Origin of the sequence: Plantactinospora siamensis, from assembly GCF_042434095.1 — a bacterium.
Taxonomy (GTDB): Bacteria; Actinomycetota; Actinomycetes; order Mycobacteriales; family Micromonosporaceae; genus KBS50.
The window spans coordinates 617777-634777 of the sequence record NZ_JBHLUE010000026.1 but is presented as its reverse complement, the minus strand read 5'-3'; the positions used below and the strand labels follow the sequence as shown (position 1 = coordinate 634777).

Sequence of the window (17001 nt, the reverse complement as noted above, 5' to 3'; positions counted from 1 at the left end):
GACGGGCCATGGGCGGACGGCTCCGCGGCCTCCTGCGGTCGCTGGTCATCTACCACGGCCAGCCCGCCAAGCACCGGCGGGCGGCCCGGCTCTACCGGCAGTTCCTGGCTCCCGGTGAGCTCGGCTTCGACGTCGGCGCGCACGTCGGCGGCCGGGTCCGCACCTGGCGGCGGATCGGCGCCCGGGTGGTGGCGCTGGAGCCGCAACCGGACTGCCTGCGGGTGCTGCGGCTGCTGTTCGGCCGGGACGGCGCCGTCACCATCGTGCCGGCGGCCGCGGGCGAGCGGGCCGGCACGGCCAGCCTCGCGCTGTCCACCGCCACCCCCACCGTGTCGTCGCTGTCGCCGGACTGGATCCGGTCCGTCTCGGCCGATCGCGGCTTCCGCCGGGTGCGCTGGGACCGCCGGGTCGAGGTGCCCGTCACCACCCTGGACCGCCTCATCGCCGAGCACGGCGAGCCGGCCTTCTGCAAGATCGATGTGGAGGGGTTCGAGCTCGACGTGCTGCGCGGGCTCACCCGGCCGGTCCGCGCGCTGTCCTTCGAATACCTGCCGCCGGCGCACGACGCCGCCCTGGCGGCGCTGCGGCTCGTCGAGAAGCTCGGCGAGCCGGCCGGCGGGTACGTCTACAACTACTCCCCTGTGGAGACCATGCGGTTCGCCCGAGACCGCTGGCTGGACGCCGCGGAACTCGTCCGCCTGCTGGACGGGATCCGCCCGCTCGGCCGCTCGGGCGACGTCTACGCCCGGCTGCGCACCGCCGCCGCCCCGGCGGGAACCGGCCCGACAGGGACCGCCCCGCCGAGGACCGGCCCGACGGGGACCGGCCCGACGGGGACCGGGACGACAGGGACCGGGACGGCGGGCGGCCTCGGCTGAGTCAGACCGGCGCCGGCGGCACCGCCACGAGGGTGAGGATCAGCCCGTCGGTCACCAGGAAGCGCCCGTCCAGGGTGTCCAGCCGGCGCCCGCCGACCACCGGCCCGGGCACCAGCAGGCGGGCGGTGAACGTGCCGGCCGCCGGCGCGAAGCTGACGTCCGCCTCGGTGAAGTCCAGCCACCGCCCGGTGAGCGGGAACCACGCCTTGTAGACGCTCTCCTTGGCGCTGAACAGCAGCCGGTCCCACCACACCTGCGGGCGAGCCGCGGCGAGCCCGGCCAGCCGGTCGCGTTCGCCGGGGCCGGCGACCAGCCGGATCACCCCGTCGGGCAGCGCCGCGTGCGGCTCGGCGTCCACACCCACCCCCGCCAACGCCGCGGCCGGGGCCAGCACGGCGCCCCGGTAGCCGTCGCAGTGCGTCATGCTGCCCACCACGCCGGCCGGCCATACCGGCGCGCCGCGCTGGCCCGGGAGGATCGGCCCGGCGGGGTGACCGAGCAGCACCAGTGCCCGCCGGGCGCAGTCCCGGACGGTGGTGAACTCGCGGCGGCGCTTGTCCACGACCCGGGCCAGCAGGGGTTCCTCGGCCGGGTGCGCGGTCAGCCCCGGCGGATCGGTGCGGGCCTCCACGGCCACCGCGCCGGCCGGCAGGATCGGCTCGATCATCCGGGCAGCACCACCCGGGGCAGCGCGGGCGCGCCGCGGCGGCGCCACTCCCGCGGGTAACCCAGCGAGACCTCCTCGAACCGCACGCCGTCGTACCAGGTGGTCCGCGGGATGTGCAGGTGGCCGTAGACGACCACGCTGGCCCGGAACCGGACGTGCCAGTCCGCCGTGTGCACGGTGCCGCACCACTGCGCGAACTCCGGATAGCGCAGCACCTCGGTGGGCTGGCGGACCAGCGGGAAGTGGTTGACCAGCACCGTCGGCAGCGCCGGGTCCGTGCCGGCCAGTCGCGCCTCGGTGAGCTGCAACCGCCGCGCGCACCAGGCCTCCCGCCCGGGGTACGGGTCGGGATGCAGCAGCCACTCGTCGGTGCAGACCACCCCGGCCTCGTACGCCCGGCGCAGCGACTCCTCCTTGCTGGCCGTGCCGGGCGCCCGGAACGTGTAGTCGTACAGCACGAACAGCGGCGCCACCGTCACCGGCCCGCCCGGCCCGGTCCACACCGGATAGGGATCCTCCGGGGTCAGCACGCCGAGCTCCCGGCACATGTCGACCAGCGCGGCGTACCGCTCCACGCCCCGGAACCGGACCGGGTCGTCGCGCACCGTCCACAGCTCGTGGTTGCCCGGCGCCCAGAGCACGGTCTCGAACCGGTCGCGCAGCTCGGCCAGAGTCTTGCGGACCTCCGCGAAGCGCTCGGCCACGTCGCCGGCCACGATGAGCCAGTCGTCCGGGTCGCCCGGGCGCAGCCGGTCCACCACGGCGCGGTTGTCGGCGTACCCGACGTGCAGGTCGCTGACCGCGAGCAGCCGGCCCACCGGTCACCGCCCGCCGTGCCGGCGCCGGCCGCCGCCGTGCCGCTCGTGCATGCCGCTCCCCCGCTCGTCGCCGACGGCGGCCCCACCGCCCGAGCGGACCATATCCGGCCGGGCGACCCGGGTGAAGCCCCCGACCCGGCCCGTCCGGCGCTCCGGCGCGGGCGCCGGAGCGCAGTCGACCGGGGCACACCGCCGCCGCCAGCCGGCGCGGCGCCCGACGTCACTCGCCCGGGCACACCGCCAGCGCCCGCGGTCGGCCGCAGGTGGTTGCGGGCGCGGCGCCCGTCCGGGCCGACCGCGCCAGCGCGGACTGCCCGACCAGGCCGGCCAGTTCCAGGGCGATCACCACCACGACGTACCCGAGGACCGTGGCGCGCAGGCCCAGCGGCGCGATCAGTTGGCCCGCGACGATGGTCGGCAGCCCGAACGCCAGGTAGTTGACCATGAAGCAGGCGGCGAAGAACTCGGCCCGCTCGTGCGGCTCGGCCAGCGGGGCGAGCAGCCGGAGGGTGCCGGTGAAGGCCGCGCCGAAGCCGACGCCCGCCACGGCCGTGCCGGCGAACAGCAGGGCGAGCGACCCCGACCACACGGCGCCGAGCAGCACCACGCCGCCGACGCCGACGGCCGTCGCGCCGATCACGGTGGTCCGGCGCGGGTGCAGGCCGCCGAGCGCGACCGAGGCGAGCGCACCGACGCCGGCCAGCGTGGCGATGGCGAAGCCGCTGACGAGCCCGCTGTCCACCCCGAATGTGCTGCGTACCAGGGTCGGCACGAGGGCGAGGTAGAGCCCGCCGAGGGCCCAGTTGGCGATCGCGATCGGCAGGCTCGTCGCGAACTCGCGGCTGGCCCGCGGCGGCACCGACAGGCGCGGCGACAGCGACCGCCAGGCACCGGGGCGGCGCCGCACGGTCTCCGGCACCGCCAGCACGATGCCGGCGGCCAGCACGAAGAACGCGGCGAGCCCGGCGAAGACGATCTCCGTCGGCCGGCCGGTGAACCGGACCACGAACCCGGTGGCCAGGGCCCCCACCGCCAGGCCCGCGAGCGGCGCCAGGCCGCCGACCAGCGTGCCGAACCGGCGGTACGCGGGCGGCGCGGCCTCGGTGACCGCGGCCGTCAGCGCCCCGCTGGCCGCGCCGGTGGCCACGCCCTGGACCACCCGGGCCATCACGATCCAGCCCACGCCGTCGGCGAGCAGGAACATCACCATGGCGACCGCCTGCAGCAGCAGGGCGGCCACCAGCACCGGGCGGCGACCCAGGTGGTCGGAGAGGGATCCGGCGACGAGCAGGGTGGCCAGCAGGGCGAGCGCGTACACGGCGAACGCGACCGTCAGCATGCCGGGCGCGAAGCCCCACTGGTGCTGGAAGATCGGGAACAGCGGGGAGGGCGCGCTGCCGGCCGCGAAGAGCCCGAGCAGCGCGACGGCCAGCAGCGGAAATGCGGCCGCCGGCGGCAGCCGCCGAGCGCCGTCCGGCGCAGGGTCCCGGCGGCTCCGGGGCCGGGCGTCGAGCTCGGCCGGTTGGATCGAGGTCACAGCGGCTCCTTAACGCATAGTTTTTTGCGTTAGCCACTGTACGGGCCCGCGTTGGTCGATGCAAAGATCTTTGCGTTAAGCTGTTGCCATGACCACAGCGGAAGGCGTGGCCCGCCGGGAGGGCGGGCGGAGCGCGTTGGTGCTCGCGGCCGTCCGGTCGGCGGTGACCGAGCTCACCGCCGAAAGGGGTGCCGCCCAGTTGACCGTGCCGGCGATCGCCGAGCGGGCCAACGTGAGCGCGTCGAGCATCTACCGCCGGTGGGGCGACCTGCCCACCCTGCTCGCGGAGGTGGCGACCTACCGGCTCGATCCGGACCGCCCGCTGCCGGACACCGGGGACCTCCGGTCCGACCTGCTGGGCTGGGCCCGCGAGCTGGTCGAGCACCTCGGCCGGCCCAGCAATGCGGCGATGCTGCGCGCCGGGGCGGCGCTCGCCGGGGACGGCGAGAGCGACTGCCTGCGCAACCGGCGGGCCGAGGCGACCCGCCTCGTCGAGCGGGTGGCGGCGGCGAGCAGCGGGCCCGTCCCGGACGTCCCGGAGGTCATCGACCACGTCGTCGCCCCCATCGTCTACCGGGTGATCTTCGATCCCGGCTCACTCGACGACGCGGTGGCCGAGCGCCTGGTCGACGGCCTGCTCGCCGCCCTCCCCGCCGGCGACTGAACGCACGGCGCACGCCGCACCGGCACCGCGCCGGTCAGTCCCGGTCGGCGCTCGGCTCGAGCCGGGCCACGGCGCCGGTCTCCAGGGCGACCCACACCGCGCCGTCCGGACCGATCGCGAGCGCGGCTACGACGCGCTGAGCGTCGACGCGGTGGCCGACCGCGCCGAGGGCACCGCACCACGGTCTACCGGCGCTGGCGCGACGTCGGAGGGTTGCTCGCGGACGTGCTCGCCGAGGCCACCGGGGACGGCTGGCGGCGGCCGCGGCGCTACACGATTTTTGGATCGGCCGGTACGACCGCTGCGCGCCCGTCGTCCGCCGGGCGATCGACCGCGGCGAGGTCCCGCCGCGGACCGACCCGCGCCGGCTGTTGATCGCCGCCACCGCGCCGCTGTATCACGAGGTGGTGCTGCTGCGGTCGGCCGCCACGACCCGGTTGGCCGAACGGGCCGCGCGGGACGCCGTCGTGGCGGCCCGGGCCGGCGCCTTCGCGGGCCCCCGGTAGCCGCCGTTCGTCGGCCGGGTGGTCAGCAGCAGGAGCAGGCCGCCGGCGCAGAGCGCGCAGGCCATCCCGAAGGCCGAGCGGTAGCCGAACCCGGCCGCCAGGCCCCACAGCGGGCCGGCCAGCACCGCGCCGATCGGGAAGGTGTTGGTGAACAGCGTGGTGGCCCGGCCGGGCTGGTGCGGCAGCATGTCCTGCAGGTAGGAGATGCCCAGCGCGGACACGCCGGCGATGAACAGCGCGTTCACGACCTGCGCGGCGCCGAGGACCCAGATGTTCGGCGCCACCGTGGCGACCGCGTAGTACAGCACCCCGCACGCGCCGCCGGCCGCCAGCAGGAGACGCAGCGGGACCCGGGTGGTGAGGGCGCCCAGGGCGAGCATGGCCGGGATCTCCAGGGCGGCGCACAGCCCGAGGATCAGGCCGGCCCGGGACGGGTCGCCGCCCAGGTCCTCCCCGATGAGCAGGGGCAGGGCCTGGACCCCGAGGGTGAGCGGGCACTGCAGCATGGTGAACGCGACCACGGTCGAGGCGAGGACCCGACGGGACACGCCGACCGGACCGGCGGCGCCGTCGGCTGGCGGCCCGCCCACCGCGGCCGGATCCGCGCCATCGGGCGGCGCCGGGGCGTCGGGCGGTGCCCCGGCGTCGGGCGGTGCCCCGGCGTCGGGCGGTGCCGCGGCTGGCGGCCCGGCCGCGGCTGCGCCACGGCCGTCCTCGGCGACCCCGACGCCCGTTCCGCCGCCGGGCACGCCGATCTCGGCGAGCAGGAAGGTGGCCACCGCCGCGGCCCCCGCGTAGGTCGCGGCCGCCACCGCGTACACCAGCGGGAACCCGCCGGCGGTCAGCAGCACGGAGGCCAACGGCGGCCCCGCCACCCAGGCGAGCGAGAAGGCCGTCCGGATCCGGCTGGCGTCCAGGGCTGCCCGCTCCGGACTGTGCCGGGCCACGGCCTGCCGGGCGTACGCGAAGGTCTGCGGGTAGAGCGAGGCGGCCAGCGCGGTGCTGGTGGCCGCCAGCCCGAGCAGGACCCAGTAGTCCCGGATGACGGCGGTGAGCCCGCTGCTGAGCAGCCCGGCCAGGGCGGCGCCGATCAGCAGCTTGCGCCGGATGGGCCACCGATCGGACAGCCGCCCCAGCAGGGTGGCCACCAGCACGCCGGCCAGCGGCGTGACGACCAGGAACACCGTGATCCGGGTGGGCCCGGCGTGCACCGCGGTCCGCAGGAACAGCGCCAGGAAGGGCAGCACCACGGACGTCGAGAGGCCCGTCGACAGGGAGATCAGGGCCAGCGGGAGCAACGTCCGGGCGCTGGACCGCGTACGCGGGGCGTCCACGGCCATTCCGGCACAGTACCTCTCGCCCATCGCGGCGGCGAGCGTGCGGAGGGCCCGCGCGGTCCGCCGGTCAGCGCCGGCGCCCACCGCCCGGTCGGTCGCCCGGCCCGGCCGGCGCGCCCGGCCCGACCTGGCCAGCTGGCGCGACCTGGCCTGCCGATCCGGCCTCATCGGCCCGTGCGGCCCCACCGGGCGGCACGACCTGGCCGGCCGGTTCGGCCCCGTCGGCCCGTAAAGCCTGGCCGGGCGGCGCGAGCGGGCCGAGCACCAGCCTGGCGCCCGTCGGGTCGACGCAGTAGCGGTAGCGGTCGAGATACTCGGCGCCCAACAGTCCGTCGTGGATGATCCGCTGGAACTGGACCCGGGGCGCAGCCTGCCGGGTCTGCGGCGCCGCGGCCAGGTGGACAGCGCCGGGGATCGTTGCCCAGTGCCGGGTCCAGGCATAGCCGGTCTCGTCCGTGCCCGTCGTCGTGGTCACCTCCGGGGCGCCCGGCTCGATACCGCAGTCGGCCATGAATCGGGTGTCGAGAATGAGGCTGCCGGACCCGGTGTCGATCTCGACCAGCACCTCCCGCCCGCTGGGCAGCACCAGGCGGGCGAACGGGTCGACGGAGGGGCCGTTCCGTCGGATCTCCAGCGGAATCTCGACGCCGCCCGGCGGGACGTCCGCGGCCGGGTGCACGGTGAGGGTCGACGCGGCCGGGTCGGTAGTGTAAGCGTGATCGCCGAGGAAGCCGAGCCCGAGGATGCCCGTGAAGCCGGCCGGGCCGTCGGTCTCGCCGAGGTCGGCCACGCAGGCCAGATGATCGTCCACAGTGTACGCCCCGAGTCGCAGCCGGGGCAGCCGCACCAGGGGCGCCTCGACCAGCTGGCCGGACATCCGCCGGGCCCCGAACACCTGCCCGGTGGGCCGCACGTCCGGGCGGGCCGCGATCGCGGACGACACGACCGTGACGCCGATGCCGGTGTCCATGAGGAACCGGTGGCCGTCCCCGGCCAGCTCGACGGGCACCCGGACCAGATGCTGCACCCGGTCGAAGGGCACGACGGTGTTGACCATCCGGACATCCTCGGCCACATCGCGGCCAGGGTCCAGGGCTTGCGCGCCGGCCGCTCGGTGCGGTCCGGCCGCTGGCCGACGCCGTCGCTCAGCCCACGGGGTCCGCGGTGAGCAGCTCGGCCAGCCGGTCCACCTGCGCCGGATCGGCCAGGGCCGACCCGATCCCGACCATCCGCACCCCGGCCGCAAGGAAGTCCCCCGCGTTGTCCGCGTCCAGGCCGCCGGTGGCCACGAAGTGCAGCGCCGGCAGCGGCCCGGCCACCGCCCGGAACCAGGCGGGCCCGAGGGTCACGGCGGGGAACGCCTTGAGCCAGGTGAAGCCGTGCCGCAGCGCCAGCTGCGCCTCGCTCGGGGTGGCCACCCCGGGCAGGTGGGGCAGGCCGTGCCGGAGCGAGTCGTCGGCCACGGCCAGGTCCAGCCCGGGAGCCACCGTGAACGCCGCGCCGGCCTCGAGCACCGCGGTCACCTGCTCGCCGGTGATCACCGTGCCGGCGCCCACCGGCCGGCCGCGCTCACGACCGGCCGCCACGGCCGCGCGCAGCGCGGGCACCGCGTCGGAGGTCTGCACCGGAACCTCCACCAGGTCGATGCCGAGCGCCCAGGCGCGCTCCGCGAGCCGGACGGTCTCCGCCGGGGGCATCCCGCGCAGGATGGCCATCACCCGACGGGCGCCGAACAGGGTGTCGAAGTCGGGGTGGGTCACGGTCCGCTCCATCCGAGGTCTCGGGAGATCCCGTCCGCCGTGGTCAGCAGGTCGGGTACGACATGACGCAGGTCCGCCAGCGTGGCGACGACCTTCGGCGCGGTCACCGAGACCGCCGCCCGGACGGTGCCGTCGGCGCCGCGTACCGGGGCGGCCACGCAGTTGACCAGGGCTTCGAACTCGCCGTCGTCCTCGGCCCAGCCCCGCTCCGCGACCGCCGCGAGGTCGGCGCGCAGCCGGGCCGGGTCGCTGATGGTGGCGGGCGTGAACGGCCGCAGCTCGTGCCGGGCCAGCAGCGCCGACCGGGCCGGCTCCGGCCGGTACGCGAGGATCACCTTGCCGATGCCGGTGGCGTGGGCCGGGGCGGTCCGGCCGATCCGGGAGTGCATCCGCACCGGGCTGCGCGCCTCCACCTTGTCGACGTAGACCACCTCGCCGTCGACCAGCTGTCCCAGGTGGACGGTGTGCCCGCACCGCCGGCCCAGCCACTCCAGCCGGTCCCGGGCGACGGGGCGCACATCCAGCGAGTCGAGGGTAAGCTGGGCGATCCCCAGCAGGCCCAACCCGACGGCCCAGGCGCCGTCGGGACGCCGACGGGCGAAGTCACCGGCCTGCAGGGTCCGCAGCAGGCGCAGCGCGGTCGACTTGTGCACGCCGAGATGATCGGCCACCTCGGTGAGCCGGCGGGGACCGCCGGCCAGCAGCTCGATGACGGTCATCGCCCGGTGCACGGCCTGCGACACCGGTCAGCCCGCCACGTACCGCGGGTCGGTCAGGTCCAGCGGTGACCACACGGTGGCCGGCGCGGCCACCAGGTCGTCGAACCAGCCGCGGGCCGGCAGCGCCGCGTTGTCGCCGGCGCTGGCCAGCGCCTGCGCGGCGACCAGGTGGCCCAGCCGCAGCGCCGGCACCGGGCCGAGCCCGCGCAGCAGCGCCGACAGGTATCCGGCCGCGAAGGCGTCACCGGCGCCCACCGGTTCCACCACGCCCACCCGGGGGGCCGGCACGGTGGCCGGCGCGCCGGAGCGCGGCAGGGCCGTGGCGGCGATCGGGCCGTCCTTCACCACCACCAGTTCCGGCCGGGGCAGCAGCCGGCGGACGGCCGCCGGATCCGGCGTGCCCCACAGCGTCTCGGCCTCGTCCCGACCCACGAACACCAGGTCGGCGGCGTCGGCCAGCTCGCGCAGCACCGGGGCGGCCCGACGCGCCGGCCACAGCGCGGGCCGGTGATTGACGTCGAAGCTGACCAGCGCGCCGGCCACCGGGCGCCGGTGCACCGCGTCGGCGACCAGGGCGCGGCAGGAGCCGGAGAGCGCCGCCGTGATGCCGGACAGGTGCAGCACCCGGGCGCCAACGAGCCGGGGATCGGCCAGGGCCTCCGGCCCGAGCCGCGAGGCGGCCGACCCGGCGCGGTAGTAGTGCACCCGGGTGCCGCCGGCGTGCGGGTCCTTGAAGTAGACGCCCGTCGGCGCGTCCGGGTCGACGGTCACCAGCGCGGTGTCGACGCCGGCCGCGGACACGTGCCGGAGCACCCGCCGGCCGAAGGGGTCGGCGCCCACCCGGCTGAGCCAGGCGGTCCGGTGTCCCAGCCGGGCGAGGCTCATCGCCAGGTTGGACTCGGCGCCGCCGACGGTCACGGAGACCCGCTCGGCGTCGGCGAGGGTCTCCGGCGGGGGCGGGCAGAGCACCACCATCGACTCGCCGCAGGTGACGACCTCGGGCGCGGCGGCGACTGACGGAAGCGGGCTCGGCACGGCACGTCCTTCCGGGGTCGGCGGGGCGGGGTGGGCTCACGCTAGCCGCGTTGCGCTGAGCGCCACAACTTGTTGCATCCTGCGCAACCCGGTCCTCGGAACGGACCGCCTGCAGCGCGGGCCGAGCCGGGGTGGCGGCCTGGGCATACCATGTCGGTGGTCAGCCCCGAGCGGGCGGTGGAGGTCGCCATGGACGTGCACTGGTGGTCGATCGAGGTACGCGACGGCGCCTTCCCGGCCGCGCGTTGGAAGGACGCCCACGGCGAGTCGCTGGTCGAGGCCGCGCTCACCAACGGCGCCCGGGAGTGGAACTGGGTCGAGGCGCCCTGGGGGCTGGTCCTGGAGGTCGGCTTCCGCGAGCCGGCGGAATGGTCGCGGTTCCGCGACCTGCCCGGCGTGCAGGCGGCCCTGGACGCCGTGCCCGACCGGGTGAACGGGCTCTACATCTACCCGGGTCGCGGCGGCGGCGCGGGCGCGGGCCAGCCGCGCCGTCCCCGCCGGCCGCGCGGGGCCGGGGCCGCGCCGGTGCCCACCGAGCCGGCGCCGGTGATCGTGGCGGGTCATCCTCCGGCGACCTGGCGGCCCCCGCTGGTCGACACCGGCGAGCGCTGACCCGCCGCGCACCCGGGCACCGCCCCACCCTTGCCGTCCGGTCAACGGGCGCGCCGGCGACCGCCGACCCCGTCCGGTCCGGTCCGGGAGCCGGGCGGCGGGCGGCGGGCGGCGGGCGGTTAGCGCTCGTCGATCGGCCCGAGGACCGGCTTGAGGTCCACCACCGGCGTGCCGTCGATCGCCTCCAACCCGTCGACGGTCAGCGTGTCGCCGTCGACGGCCAGCAGGGTCACCGCATGCAGTCCGATCGGGTTGGGCCGGTCCGGTGACCGGGTGCCGAACACGCCCTGGCGCGGCCGGCCGGTGTCGCCCCGCGGGTGAACGGCGAGCACGTCCCGCCGGCCCCGGTGCAGCCAGGTCAGCACCAGCATCCGGTCGCCGGCCGCCAGCCCGGCGGCGGCCTCGCGCAGCTCGGGGCGGAGCACGATCCGCGCTGGCGGCGCGCCCTCGTCGGCCTGCCGGGGGGCGTCGCCCCGATCCGCCAACGGCGAGGCCACCCAACCCACGGGCCGCACCAGGTAGTCCTGCTCCGGATGATCCGACTCCTGCTCGGGCACCCGTGCCCACCTCCAGCCGAAGACGCACGTCCCACCGTCCACGAACGACGATACGGCCCCGAGCGGCCGCGCCGGGGGCGTCAGCCGACACCGCCGGCCGGCGAATCCGGGAGCAGCGGCCGCATGAAGGTCCGCTCGTACCTCAGCACGCAGCCGCTGTCGTCCCGGATCCGGTCCGCCGCGACGAACTCCGGGTCCACGCCGAACAGCGTGCGGTACCGCTCGTAGGCCGCGAGGCTGGGAAAACTGAACAGGGCCAGGGCCCGGTCACTCGCGCCCTCCCCCGGCAGGAAGTATCCGTGGTGCGTGCCGCCGTGCCGGCCGACGAGGTCCAGCCAGCGGCGCGCGAAGCGCTCGAAGTCGGCGATCTTGGCCGGGTCGATGGTGTACTCGACGACACAAGTGATCATCCGTCGATTGTGCCCCGGTGGTCCCCCCGCGGGGTACGGGCAGGTCGACGCCGGACGGCGGGAACGGCACGAGGCGGGGCGAACCGGGCCACGGCTCGCGCCGTTCCCGCCTCGTGGGTCTCAGACTCGCCGGCGGCCCATGATGCCGGCCACCAGGGCGACGCCCACGGCCGCGAAGACCACCTGGATGAGCAGCTCGATCCAGTCGATCCCCTTGGTGTCGGCCACGCCGAGGGCGCCGGCCACGACGGTGCCGATGATGGCCGCCACCACGCCGATGAGCAGCGTCAACAGGATCCCGATGTCCTGCTTCCCCGGCACCACCAGCCGACCGAGCGCGCCGATGATCAGACCGATGATGATGGCGGTGATGAAGCCCGTAACGTGCACGATGTCCTCCCTGATCGAGTGCCGTCGACATGATTCTCCCCGGGACCGATCGACATCGGAACCTCGCGACCACGGGTACGGCAACCGTTATGGTCGGCGCGGCAGGGCGCACGGCCCGGCACCGCACGGGCAACGGCAAGCAAGAGCAGGGCCAGAGCAGGCAAGGCACAGGCAGGCGCACGGCAAGGGCAGGGCGCGACGCGGCGGATCCGGCCCCGGCGCGACGCGGCGGATCCGGCCCCGGCGCACCGCGGCGGCCGGAGGGTGCGACCGTGGTGGTCGCACGGGCGGATCGTGGGGAGACGGGGATGGGCAGGCGCTGGCGACTGGCCTGCGTCGCGGCGACGGCGACGTACCTTCTCGGCATGCCGGCGGCCGCCGGCGCCAGCGGGCTTCCGGCGACCGCGCTGGCCAAGGCCGCGCTGGCCAAGGGCACGCCGGCCAAGGGCACGCCGGCCAAGGGCGCGCCCGCCAAGGGCACGCCAGTGTGCCGGGTCCGCGACGACCGGCTGACGGAGATCTCCGGGATGGCCGCCGTGGACGGCGGCTTCGTGGTGGTCAACGACAGCGCCGACGAGGAGCCCCGGCGCCGGATCTTCTTCCTCGACGCCGGCTGCGCGGTCGTACGGACCGTGCGCTACCCGTCGCGTCCGCGGGACACCGAGGACCTGGCCGTCGGGCCGGACGGCACGATCTGGGTGGCGGACATCGGCGACAACGACCGCACCCGGGAGACCGTCGCGGTCTGGACCCTGCCGCCGGGCGGCGCCCGGCCGGCGCTGCGCCGGATGCGCTACCCGGACGGCCCGCACGACGCCGAGGCGGTGCTGCTGACCGGCGACGGGCGGCCGATCATCGTGACCAAGGAGCCGAGCGCCGCCGGCCTGTACGCCCCGGCCACCGCGCCGCGGGCCGGCGCCACCGCGCCGCTGACCCAACTGGGCCGGGTGGACCTGCCGGCCACCACCACCAGCAACCCGTTCTCCATCTTCGGCCGCGCCCTGATCACCGGCGGGGCCACCGCCCCGGACGGCCGGCGGGTGGTGCTGCGCACGTACTCCGACGCGTTCGAGTTCGACGTTCCGGACGGCGACGTGGTGGCGGCGCTGACCCGCGGCACGCCGCGGATCGTCCCGCTGCCGGACGAGCCGCAGGGCGAGTCGGTCACCTACAGCCGGGACGGGCGGTCGCTGCTGACCGTCTCGGAGACCGCCGACCAGCCGCCGGGGACCCGGCCGGAGATCCTGCGCTATCCGCTGCCGACGCCGGCCGCCGGTCGTACCGGTGCCGCCGCACCGGCCGGTCGGGACGGCGCCGGCGCGCGGACCCCCGCGGCGCGCCCGGGCGCCGCCGGCGCCCACCGGGCCCGGCCGGTGCTGCTGGCCGCGGGCGCGATCGGGCTGGTCGGGATCGGTCTGCTGATCGCGGGCCTGGCCCGGGCCCGTCGGAACCGCTAGCCAGCCGGAACCGCCAGCCAGCCGGCGAGGGCCGGCGCCCGAGCGGGTGAGCATCGGGTACGCCTCGAGGCCCGCGCATGCGGCGCCGGTCAGCTTGAACCACTGGCACTGGGAGTCGCCCGCGTCGGCCGTCCCGAAGATCGCCGCCAGGTCCGACCGGGACGCCTGGTTGGCCGGCACGATCCGGACCGTGTCCGCGGCCGGCCGGGAATCGGCCGGCCCGGGGTCGGTCGCCCCGGAATCGGCCTGCCGGGAACCGGCCCGCCGGGGGTCGGCCGGCGGCGCGGCGTCCTGCGCCATGCCGCAGCGGCTAGGGTGGGTTCCGGACATTCCGCTTCCGCATCGGTGAGGACGTGATGAGGCCCGACGCGAGCCCCACGGCCCGGGCGCTGCTGGCCCTCGAGCTGATCCAGGGCGCGCCGGGGATCAGCGCCGAGCGACTCGGCGACAAGCTCGGCGTCTCGGAACGGGCCGCCCGACGGTACGTCGGCATCCTGCGCGAGGCCGGCATCCCCATCGAGTCCGCGCGGGGGCCGTTCGGCGGCTACCGCGTCGGCCGCGGTCTGCGGCTGCCGCCGCTGGTGTTCAGCGCCACCGAGGCCCTCGGCCTGGTCATGGCCGTGCTGGACGGTCACCATGACGCGAGCGACCCGACCGATCCGGTGGGCAGCGCGCTCGGCAAGCTGATCCGGGCCCTGCCGGCGCCGGTGGCCGCGGAGGCCGAGACGGTCCGCCGCGCCACCGCGCCGGCGCCGGACCGCTCCGCCGCCCGGCCCGACCGGGAGACCACCACGGCCCTCGTCCGGGCCTGCACCGAGCACCGGCCGGTACGCCTCGACTACCGCTCGGAGGCCGGCTCGGAATGGCTGGTCGAGGTCGATCCGTGGGCGGTGGTCGTCCGGCACGGCCGCTGGTACCTGCTGTGCCGGACGCACCGCAACGACGCCCGGCGGGCCTACCGGATCGACCGGGTGCGCGGGGTGGAGCCGCTGGACGGCGCCTTCGAGCCGCCGGCCGAGCTGGACCCGGTCGCCATGCTGGAGGAGCACCTGGCGGTGGGCTGGGAGTACGAGACCGAGCTGGTCATCGAGGCGCCCGCCGAGGCGGTCAGCCGATGCCTCCCCCGGGCCCTCGGCCGGGTCGAGCCGCTGACCGCCGGGACGAGCCGGCTGGTGGGCAGCACCAGCAACCCCCGGTGGTACGCCGCGCAGCTGGCAGCCGTTGCGGCGCCGTACCGGATCATCCGTTGCGCCGAGCTGCGGGCGGCCGTGCGCGACCTCGGCCGGCGGACGCTGGCCGCGGCCGGCGAGGACTGACCCACCGGCGGTCCGTACCGCGAGGGCCGGCGCCGAGCAGGGCATCGGCCGGGAGCGGCCCGCGCAGCTGGCGGGCCGTGGCCCGGAACCAGCCCAGGTGGAAGCGGTCGCCGTCGGCCCGGAACGCCGAGCGCAGGGCGTGCCAGGGCAGGCCGGGATGCCGGTGGTGCACGGCGTGCAGGTTGAAGGCGAGCACGAACCCCTCGAGCGCCCGCGGCAGGCGCAGGTTCAGCGCCTCGAGGGGCGCGTCGAGCCGGGTGCCGTAGTGGTAGGCGTTGTCGGCCACCGAGATCAGCACGGCCCGCGCGGCCAGGGCGGCCGCCAGCAACCACCAACGGCTTCCATAGGCGACGAACGCCGCCGCGTACGCCAGCAGCACGGCGGCGGCGTCCACCCGGAACTCGCGCAACTGCCGCCGCCGTACGCCCTCCAGCAGCAGCCCGGCCACGCTGTCCGGCCGGTCCAACCGGGCCGCGAGCAGCCGCCAGAGCCGGACCGGAACGGCCAGCAGCAGCACGGTCGACACCTCGGCCAGATACAGCCCGCCGAGCAGCCGCAGGTAGTAGCCGGGCGCCGTGCGCAGCCGAGTGGTGGTGGCCGGATCGTAAACCTCGGTGCGTTCCAACGGCGTGCGGCTGTACCGGTGGTGCAGCAGATGTCCTCGCTTCAGCAGCACGAAGGGCGCACCGTAGCCGACCGCCAGCAGCCGGCCGCACCGGTCGTTCCAGCGCCGGCCGGGCAGGAGCGACCCGTGGATCGCCTCATGCAGCAGGGACCAGTACGGGGTGGCCAGCAGCGCCAACGGCAGCAGCGCCCAGGCCCACCGGCCGTCCGCCGGCAGCAGCCACAACGGGAGCAGCAGCAGCTGGACGGCGAGCACGCCTACCGCACCGCCGAGCAGGAGGAGGGAGACAAGGGTCGGGTGGCCGGACCCACCGGTCCGCACGCTGGCGCGCACCCACACATCCTCTCCGGACCGGGTGACGGCCCCGCCGCGCCGGGGCGGCCGCCGGGTGAACTTCCCGGCCCGTCCGGCGGGCGGGTCCCGATCTGTCGGTGAGGCGTCACGGTGCGCATTCCGGCCGTGCGATCTGGGACACTGAGGTCACCCCCGCAGCACGCCCTCGCCGACATTCCGGTCGCGGCCGCCGCGCCGCCTGCTGACGGGAGGTTCCCCGAATGCACGGTTCAGGAGCCGCCACCGGATTGCGCCCACCCGGGACGGCGGGCTACACGATCCGGTTGCAGTGGCGCCGCGAGCACCAGCACATCCACGAGTTCCACGGCTTCTTCCCCGGCGCGGACCGGGCGTGGCGGGCCCGGGACAGGTTGGCGCGGTTCCTGCGGGCGGGCCCCAACCGCCCCTCCGAGGCGCTCGTGGTGGCCATCTCCCGGGCTGAGTTCGACCGGCATCACCAACTGACCGCGTGCCGCCGGACCGACTGCCCGGCGATCGGCGTGGCCCGGGCCGGGGGCCGGCGCGCCGGGACCTTGACGCGGTGGAGCCGCGGCTGACCGCTCAGCCCCGCTCCCCGGCCAGCAGGTCGGCGCTGAGCCGGGTGACGAAGTCGCGAACCTCCGCGGGCCGGCCGGCATCGGTGTCCCGGCCCCGGTCATACCACCAGTCGCGCGCCCAGACGACCAGTCCGGCCCATTCGGGACGCCCGGCGATGGTCTCGGCCGCGGCCTGCCGCTTCGACAACTGCCGGCCATGCCGCAGGCGTTGCAGGGCACGGCAGAGGGTCAGCACCGAGTACGCCTGGGCGCCGGGCGTACTCGTCATGTCGGTGAGCCAGGCCGGCCAGTCGCGGACATGATCGAGCAGCGCCGCCCGGGTGAGTTCCGGATCGACCGCCGGCAGCAACTCGGGAGGCGGCGGGCCGGACAGGGCGCGCCCGAGATCATGGACGGTCGACCAGGTCACCAGCCGGTGGCTGGTGGCCGGAAGCAGGTGCAGCCGTTCGCCGGGGCTGATCCGGGCGATCAGGTGGTCCCGGGCACGGCGGGCGGCCGCGTCCCGGACGGCGTCCAGCGACACGTACTCCACCTCGACCCGGCCGGCCCAGTCCGGGTGCCGCCGGTCCAGGTCGGCGTGCAGAACGCCGAGCTCCGCCAGCAACCCCGGGTCCGGTTCGACGGCCAGCACCGCGAGCACGTCGAGGTCGCTGCGGTCCGCCGCGAAGTCGCCCGTCACCAGCGAGCCGTGCACGTACAGGCCGAGCAGCCGGTCGGGAAGCGCGGCGGTCCAGGCTGTCCGCAGGTCGACCAGCACCTCGTCGGGTGATCTCACCGCGCCATCCTCGTCGGCGCCGACGCCGCCCGCCAACCGGGGAGGACC

At 76.3% G+C, this 17001-nt stretch carries 19 protein-coding genes and 1 pseudogene; 7 read left to right on the top strand and 13 right to left on the bottom strand.

Annotation, left to right across the window (positions count from 1 at the left end; translation table 11 throughout):
* Positions 1-8: 8 nt before the first annotated feature.
* The gene (locus ACFFHU_RS28165) at positions 9-878 is read left to right on the top strand and encodes an FkbM family methyltransferase (protein ID WP_377343402.1); all 870 of its coding nucleotides are present in this window, start codon (positions 9-11) and stop codon (positions 876-878) included.
* Position 879: 1 nt separating this feature from the next.
* On the opposite strand, the gene ACFFHU_RS28160 is transcribed toward ACFFHU_RS28165, so the two are convergent.
* The 3 genes from ACFFHU_RS28160 to ACFFHU_RS28150 form a co-directional block, all read right to left on the bottom strand.
* Entirely contained in the window at positions 880-1545 is a 666-nt protein-coding gene (locus ACFFHU_RS28160; RefSeq protein WP_377343401.1) for a 4'-phosphopantetheinyl transferase family protein, read from the bottom strand.
* The gene (locus ACFFHU_RS28155) at positions 1542-2363 is read right to left on the bottom strand and encodes a metallophosphoesterase family protein (RefSeq protein ID WP_377343400.1); all 822 of its coding nucleotides are present in this window, start codon (positions 2361-2363) and stop codon (positions 1542-1544) included. The genes ACFFHU_RS28160 and ACFFHU_RS28155 overlap by 4 nt, the downstream gene beginning before the upstream one ends.
* Before the next feature lie 220 nt (positions 2364-2583).
* On the bottom strand, positions 2584-3900 hold the full coding sequence (locus tag ACFFHU_RS28150) for an MFS transporter (RefSeq protein WP_377343399.1): 1317 nt from the start codon (positions 3898-3900) through the stop codon (positions 2584-2586).
* Between the two features lie 88 nt (positions 3901-3988).
* On the opposite strand from ACFFHU_RS28150, the gene ACFFHU_RS28145 reads away from it, so the two are divergent.
* The gene (locus ACFFHU_RS28145) at positions 3989-4564 is read left to right on the top strand and encodes a TetR/AcrR family transcriptional regulator (protein WP_377343398.1); all 576 of its coding nucleotides are present in this window, start codon (positions 3989-3991) and stop codon (positions 4562-4564) included.
* 136 nt (positions 4565-4700) lie between these two features.
* Positions 4701-5070 (top strand): annotated as a pseudogene (locus ACFFHU_RS28140) (TetR-like C-terminal domain-containing protein).
* Here ACFFHU_RS28140 and ACFFHU_RS28135 read toward each other — a convergent pair.
* The 5 genes from ACFFHU_RS28135 to ACFFHU_RS28115 form a co-directional block, all read right to left on the bottom strand.
* Positions 4962-6410 carry an MFS transporter gene (locus ACFFHU_RS28135; protein ID WP_377343397.1) on the bottom strand — a complete coding sequence of 483 codons (1449 nt, stop codon included), beginning with the start codon at positions 6408-6410 and terminating at the stop codon, positions 4962-4964. The pseudogene ACFFHU_RS28140 and the gene ACFFHU_RS28135 sit on opposite strands and share 109 nt — an antisense overlap.
* 64 nt (positions 6411-6474) lie before the next feature.
* On the bottom strand, positions 6475-7464 hold the full coding sequence (locus ACFFHU_RS28130) for a retropepsin-like aspartic protease (protein ID WP_377343396.1): 990 nt from the start codon (positions 7462-7464) through the stop codon (positions 6475-6477).
* 88 nt (positions 7465-7552) lie between these two features.
* On the bottom strand, positions 7553-8167 hold the full coding sequence (locus tag ACFFHU_RS28125) for a bifunctional 4-hydroxy-2-oxoglutarate aldolase/2-dehydro-3-deoxy-phosphogluconate aldolase (protein ID WP_377343395.1): 615 nt from the start codon (positions 8165-8167) through the stop codon (positions 7553-7555).
* Complete coding sequence (locus tag ACFFHU_RS28120; RefSeq protein ID WP_377343393.1) at positions 8164-8910, bottom strand: IclR family transcriptional regulator; 747 nt, start codon at positions 8908-8910, stop codon at positions 8164-8166. The genes ACFFHU_RS28125 and ACFFHU_RS28120 overlap by 4 nt, the downstream gene beginning before the upstream one ends.
* Positions 8911-8913: 3 nt before the next feature.
* Positions 8914-9921, bottom strand: coding sequence for a sugar kinase (locus tag ACFFHU_RS28115; protein WP_377343392.1), 1008 nt, complete (start codon positions 9919-9921; stop codon positions 8914-8916).
* 156 nt (positions 9922-10077) lie between these two features.
* On the opposite strand from ACFFHU_RS28115, the gene ACFFHU_RS28110 reads away from it, so the two are divergent.
* The gene (locus ACFFHU_RS28110) at positions 10078-10533 is read left to right on the top strand and encodes a hypothetical protein (protein WP_377343391.1); all 456 of its coding nucleotides are present in this window, start codon (positions 10078-10080) and stop codon (positions 10531-10533) included.
* Between the two features lie 119 nt (positions 10534-10652).
* Here ACFFHU_RS28110 and tsaA read toward each other — a convergent pair whose 3' ends face one another.
* The 3 genes from tsaA to ACFFHU_RS28095 form a co-directional block, all read right to left on the bottom strand.
* On the bottom strand, positions 10653-11090 hold the full coding sequence (tsaA, locus tag ACFFHU_RS28105; protein WP_377343389.1) for a tRNA (N6-threonylcarbamoyladenosine(37)-N6)-methyltransferase TrmO: 438 nt from the start codon (positions 11088-11090) through the stop codon (positions 10653-10655).
* A gap of 80 nt (positions 11091-11170) precedes the next feature.
* Entirely contained in the window at positions 11171-11500 is a 330-nt protein-coding gene (locus tag ACFFHU_RS28100; RefSeq protein ID WP_377343388.1) for an NIPSNAP family protein, read from the bottom strand.
* Between the two features lie 120 nt (positions 11501-11620).
* On the bottom strand, positions 11621-11890 hold the full coding sequence (locus ACFFHU_RS28095) for a GlsB/YeaQ/YmgE family stress response membrane protein (protein ID WP_377343387.1): 270 nt from the start codon (positions 11888-11890) through the stop codon (positions 11621-11623).
* Between the two features lie 308 nt (positions 11891-12198).
* On the opposite strand from ACFFHU_RS28095, the gene ACFFHU_RS28090 reads away from it, so the two are divergent.
* Complete coding sequence (locus ACFFHU_RS28090; RefSeq protein WP_377343386.1) at positions 12199-13347, top strand: NHL repeat-containing protein; 1149 nt, start codon at positions 12199-12201, stop codon at positions 13345-13347.
* Between the two features lie 356 nt (positions 13348-13703).
* Entirely contained in the window at positions 13704-14663 is a 960-nt protein-coding gene (locus tag ACFFHU_RS28085) for a helix-turn-helix transcriptional regulator (RefSeq protein ID WP_377343385.1), read from the top strand.
* Here ACFFHU_RS28085 and ACFFHU_RS28080 read toward each other — a convergent pair.
* Positions 14587-15621, bottom strand: a complete 1035-nt coding sequence (locus tag ACFFHU_RS28080; protein WP_377343384.1) for a fatty acid desaturase — start codon at positions 15619-15621, stop codon at positions 14587-14589. The two genes, ACFFHU_RS28085 and ACFFHU_RS28080, sit on opposite strands and share 77 nt — an antisense overlap.
* A 221-nt stretch (positions 15622-15842) precedes the next feature.
* On the opposite strand from ACFFHU_RS28080, the gene ACFFHU_RS28075 reads away from it, so the two are divergent.
* On the top strand, positions 15843-16178 hold the full coding sequence (locus tag ACFFHU_RS28075) for a hypothetical protein (protein WP_377343383.1): 336 nt from the start codon (positions 15843-15845) through the stop codon (positions 16176-16178).
* A gap of 4 nt (positions 16179-16182) precedes the next feature.
* On the opposite strand, the gene ACFFHU_RS28070 is transcribed toward ACFFHU_RS28075, so the two are convergent.
* Positions 16183-16953, bottom strand: a complete 771-nt coding sequence (locus ACFFHU_RS28070) for a nucleotidyltransferase domain-containing protein (protein WP_377343382.1) — start codon at positions 16951-16953, stop codon at positions 16183-16185.
* Between the last annotated feature and the right edge of the window lie 48 nt (positions 16954-17001).

Excerpts from the sequence above, each read along its gene's own strand:
- ACFFHU_RS28165 (WP_377343402.1), top strand. The coding sequence starts at position 9 with ATGGGCGGACGGCTCCGCGGCCTCCTGCGGTCGCTGGTCATCTACCAC.
- ACFFHU_RS28160 (WP_377343401.1), bottom strand. The coding sequence starts at position 1,545 with ATGATCGAGCCGATCCTGCCGGCCGGCGCGGTGGCCGTGGAGGCCCGC.
- ACFFHU_RS28145 (WP_377343398.1), top strand. The coding sequence starts at position 3,989 with ATGACCACAGCGGAAGGCGTGGCCCGCCGGGAGGGCGGGCGGAGCGCG.
- ACFFHU_RS28135 (WP_377343397.1), bottom strand. The coding sequence starts at position 6,410 with ATGGCCGTGGACGCCCCGCGTACGCGGTCCAGCGCCCGGACGTTGCTC.
- ACFFHU_RS28130 (WP_377343396.1), bottom strand. The coding sequence starts at position 7,464 with ATGGTCAACACCGTCGTGCCCTTCGACCGGGTGCAGCATCTGGTCCGG.
- ACFFHU_RS28100 (WP_377343388.1), bottom strand. The coding sequence starts at position 11,500 with ATGATCACTTGTGTCGTCGAGTACACCATCGACCCGGCCAAGATCGCC.
- ACFFHU_RS28090 (WP_377343386.1), top strand. The coding sequence starts at position 12,199 with ATGGGCAGGCGCTGGCGACTGGCCTGCGTCGCGGCGACGGCGACGTAC.
- ACFFHU_RS28085 (WP_377343385.1), top strand. The coding sequence starts at position 13,704 with ATGAGGCCCGACGCGAGCCCCACGGCCCGGGCGCTGCTGGCCCTCGAG.
- ACFFHU_RS28075 (WP_377343383.1), top strand. The coding sequence starts at position 15,843 with ATGCACGGTTCAGGAGCCGCCACCGGATTGCGCCCACCCGGGACGGCG.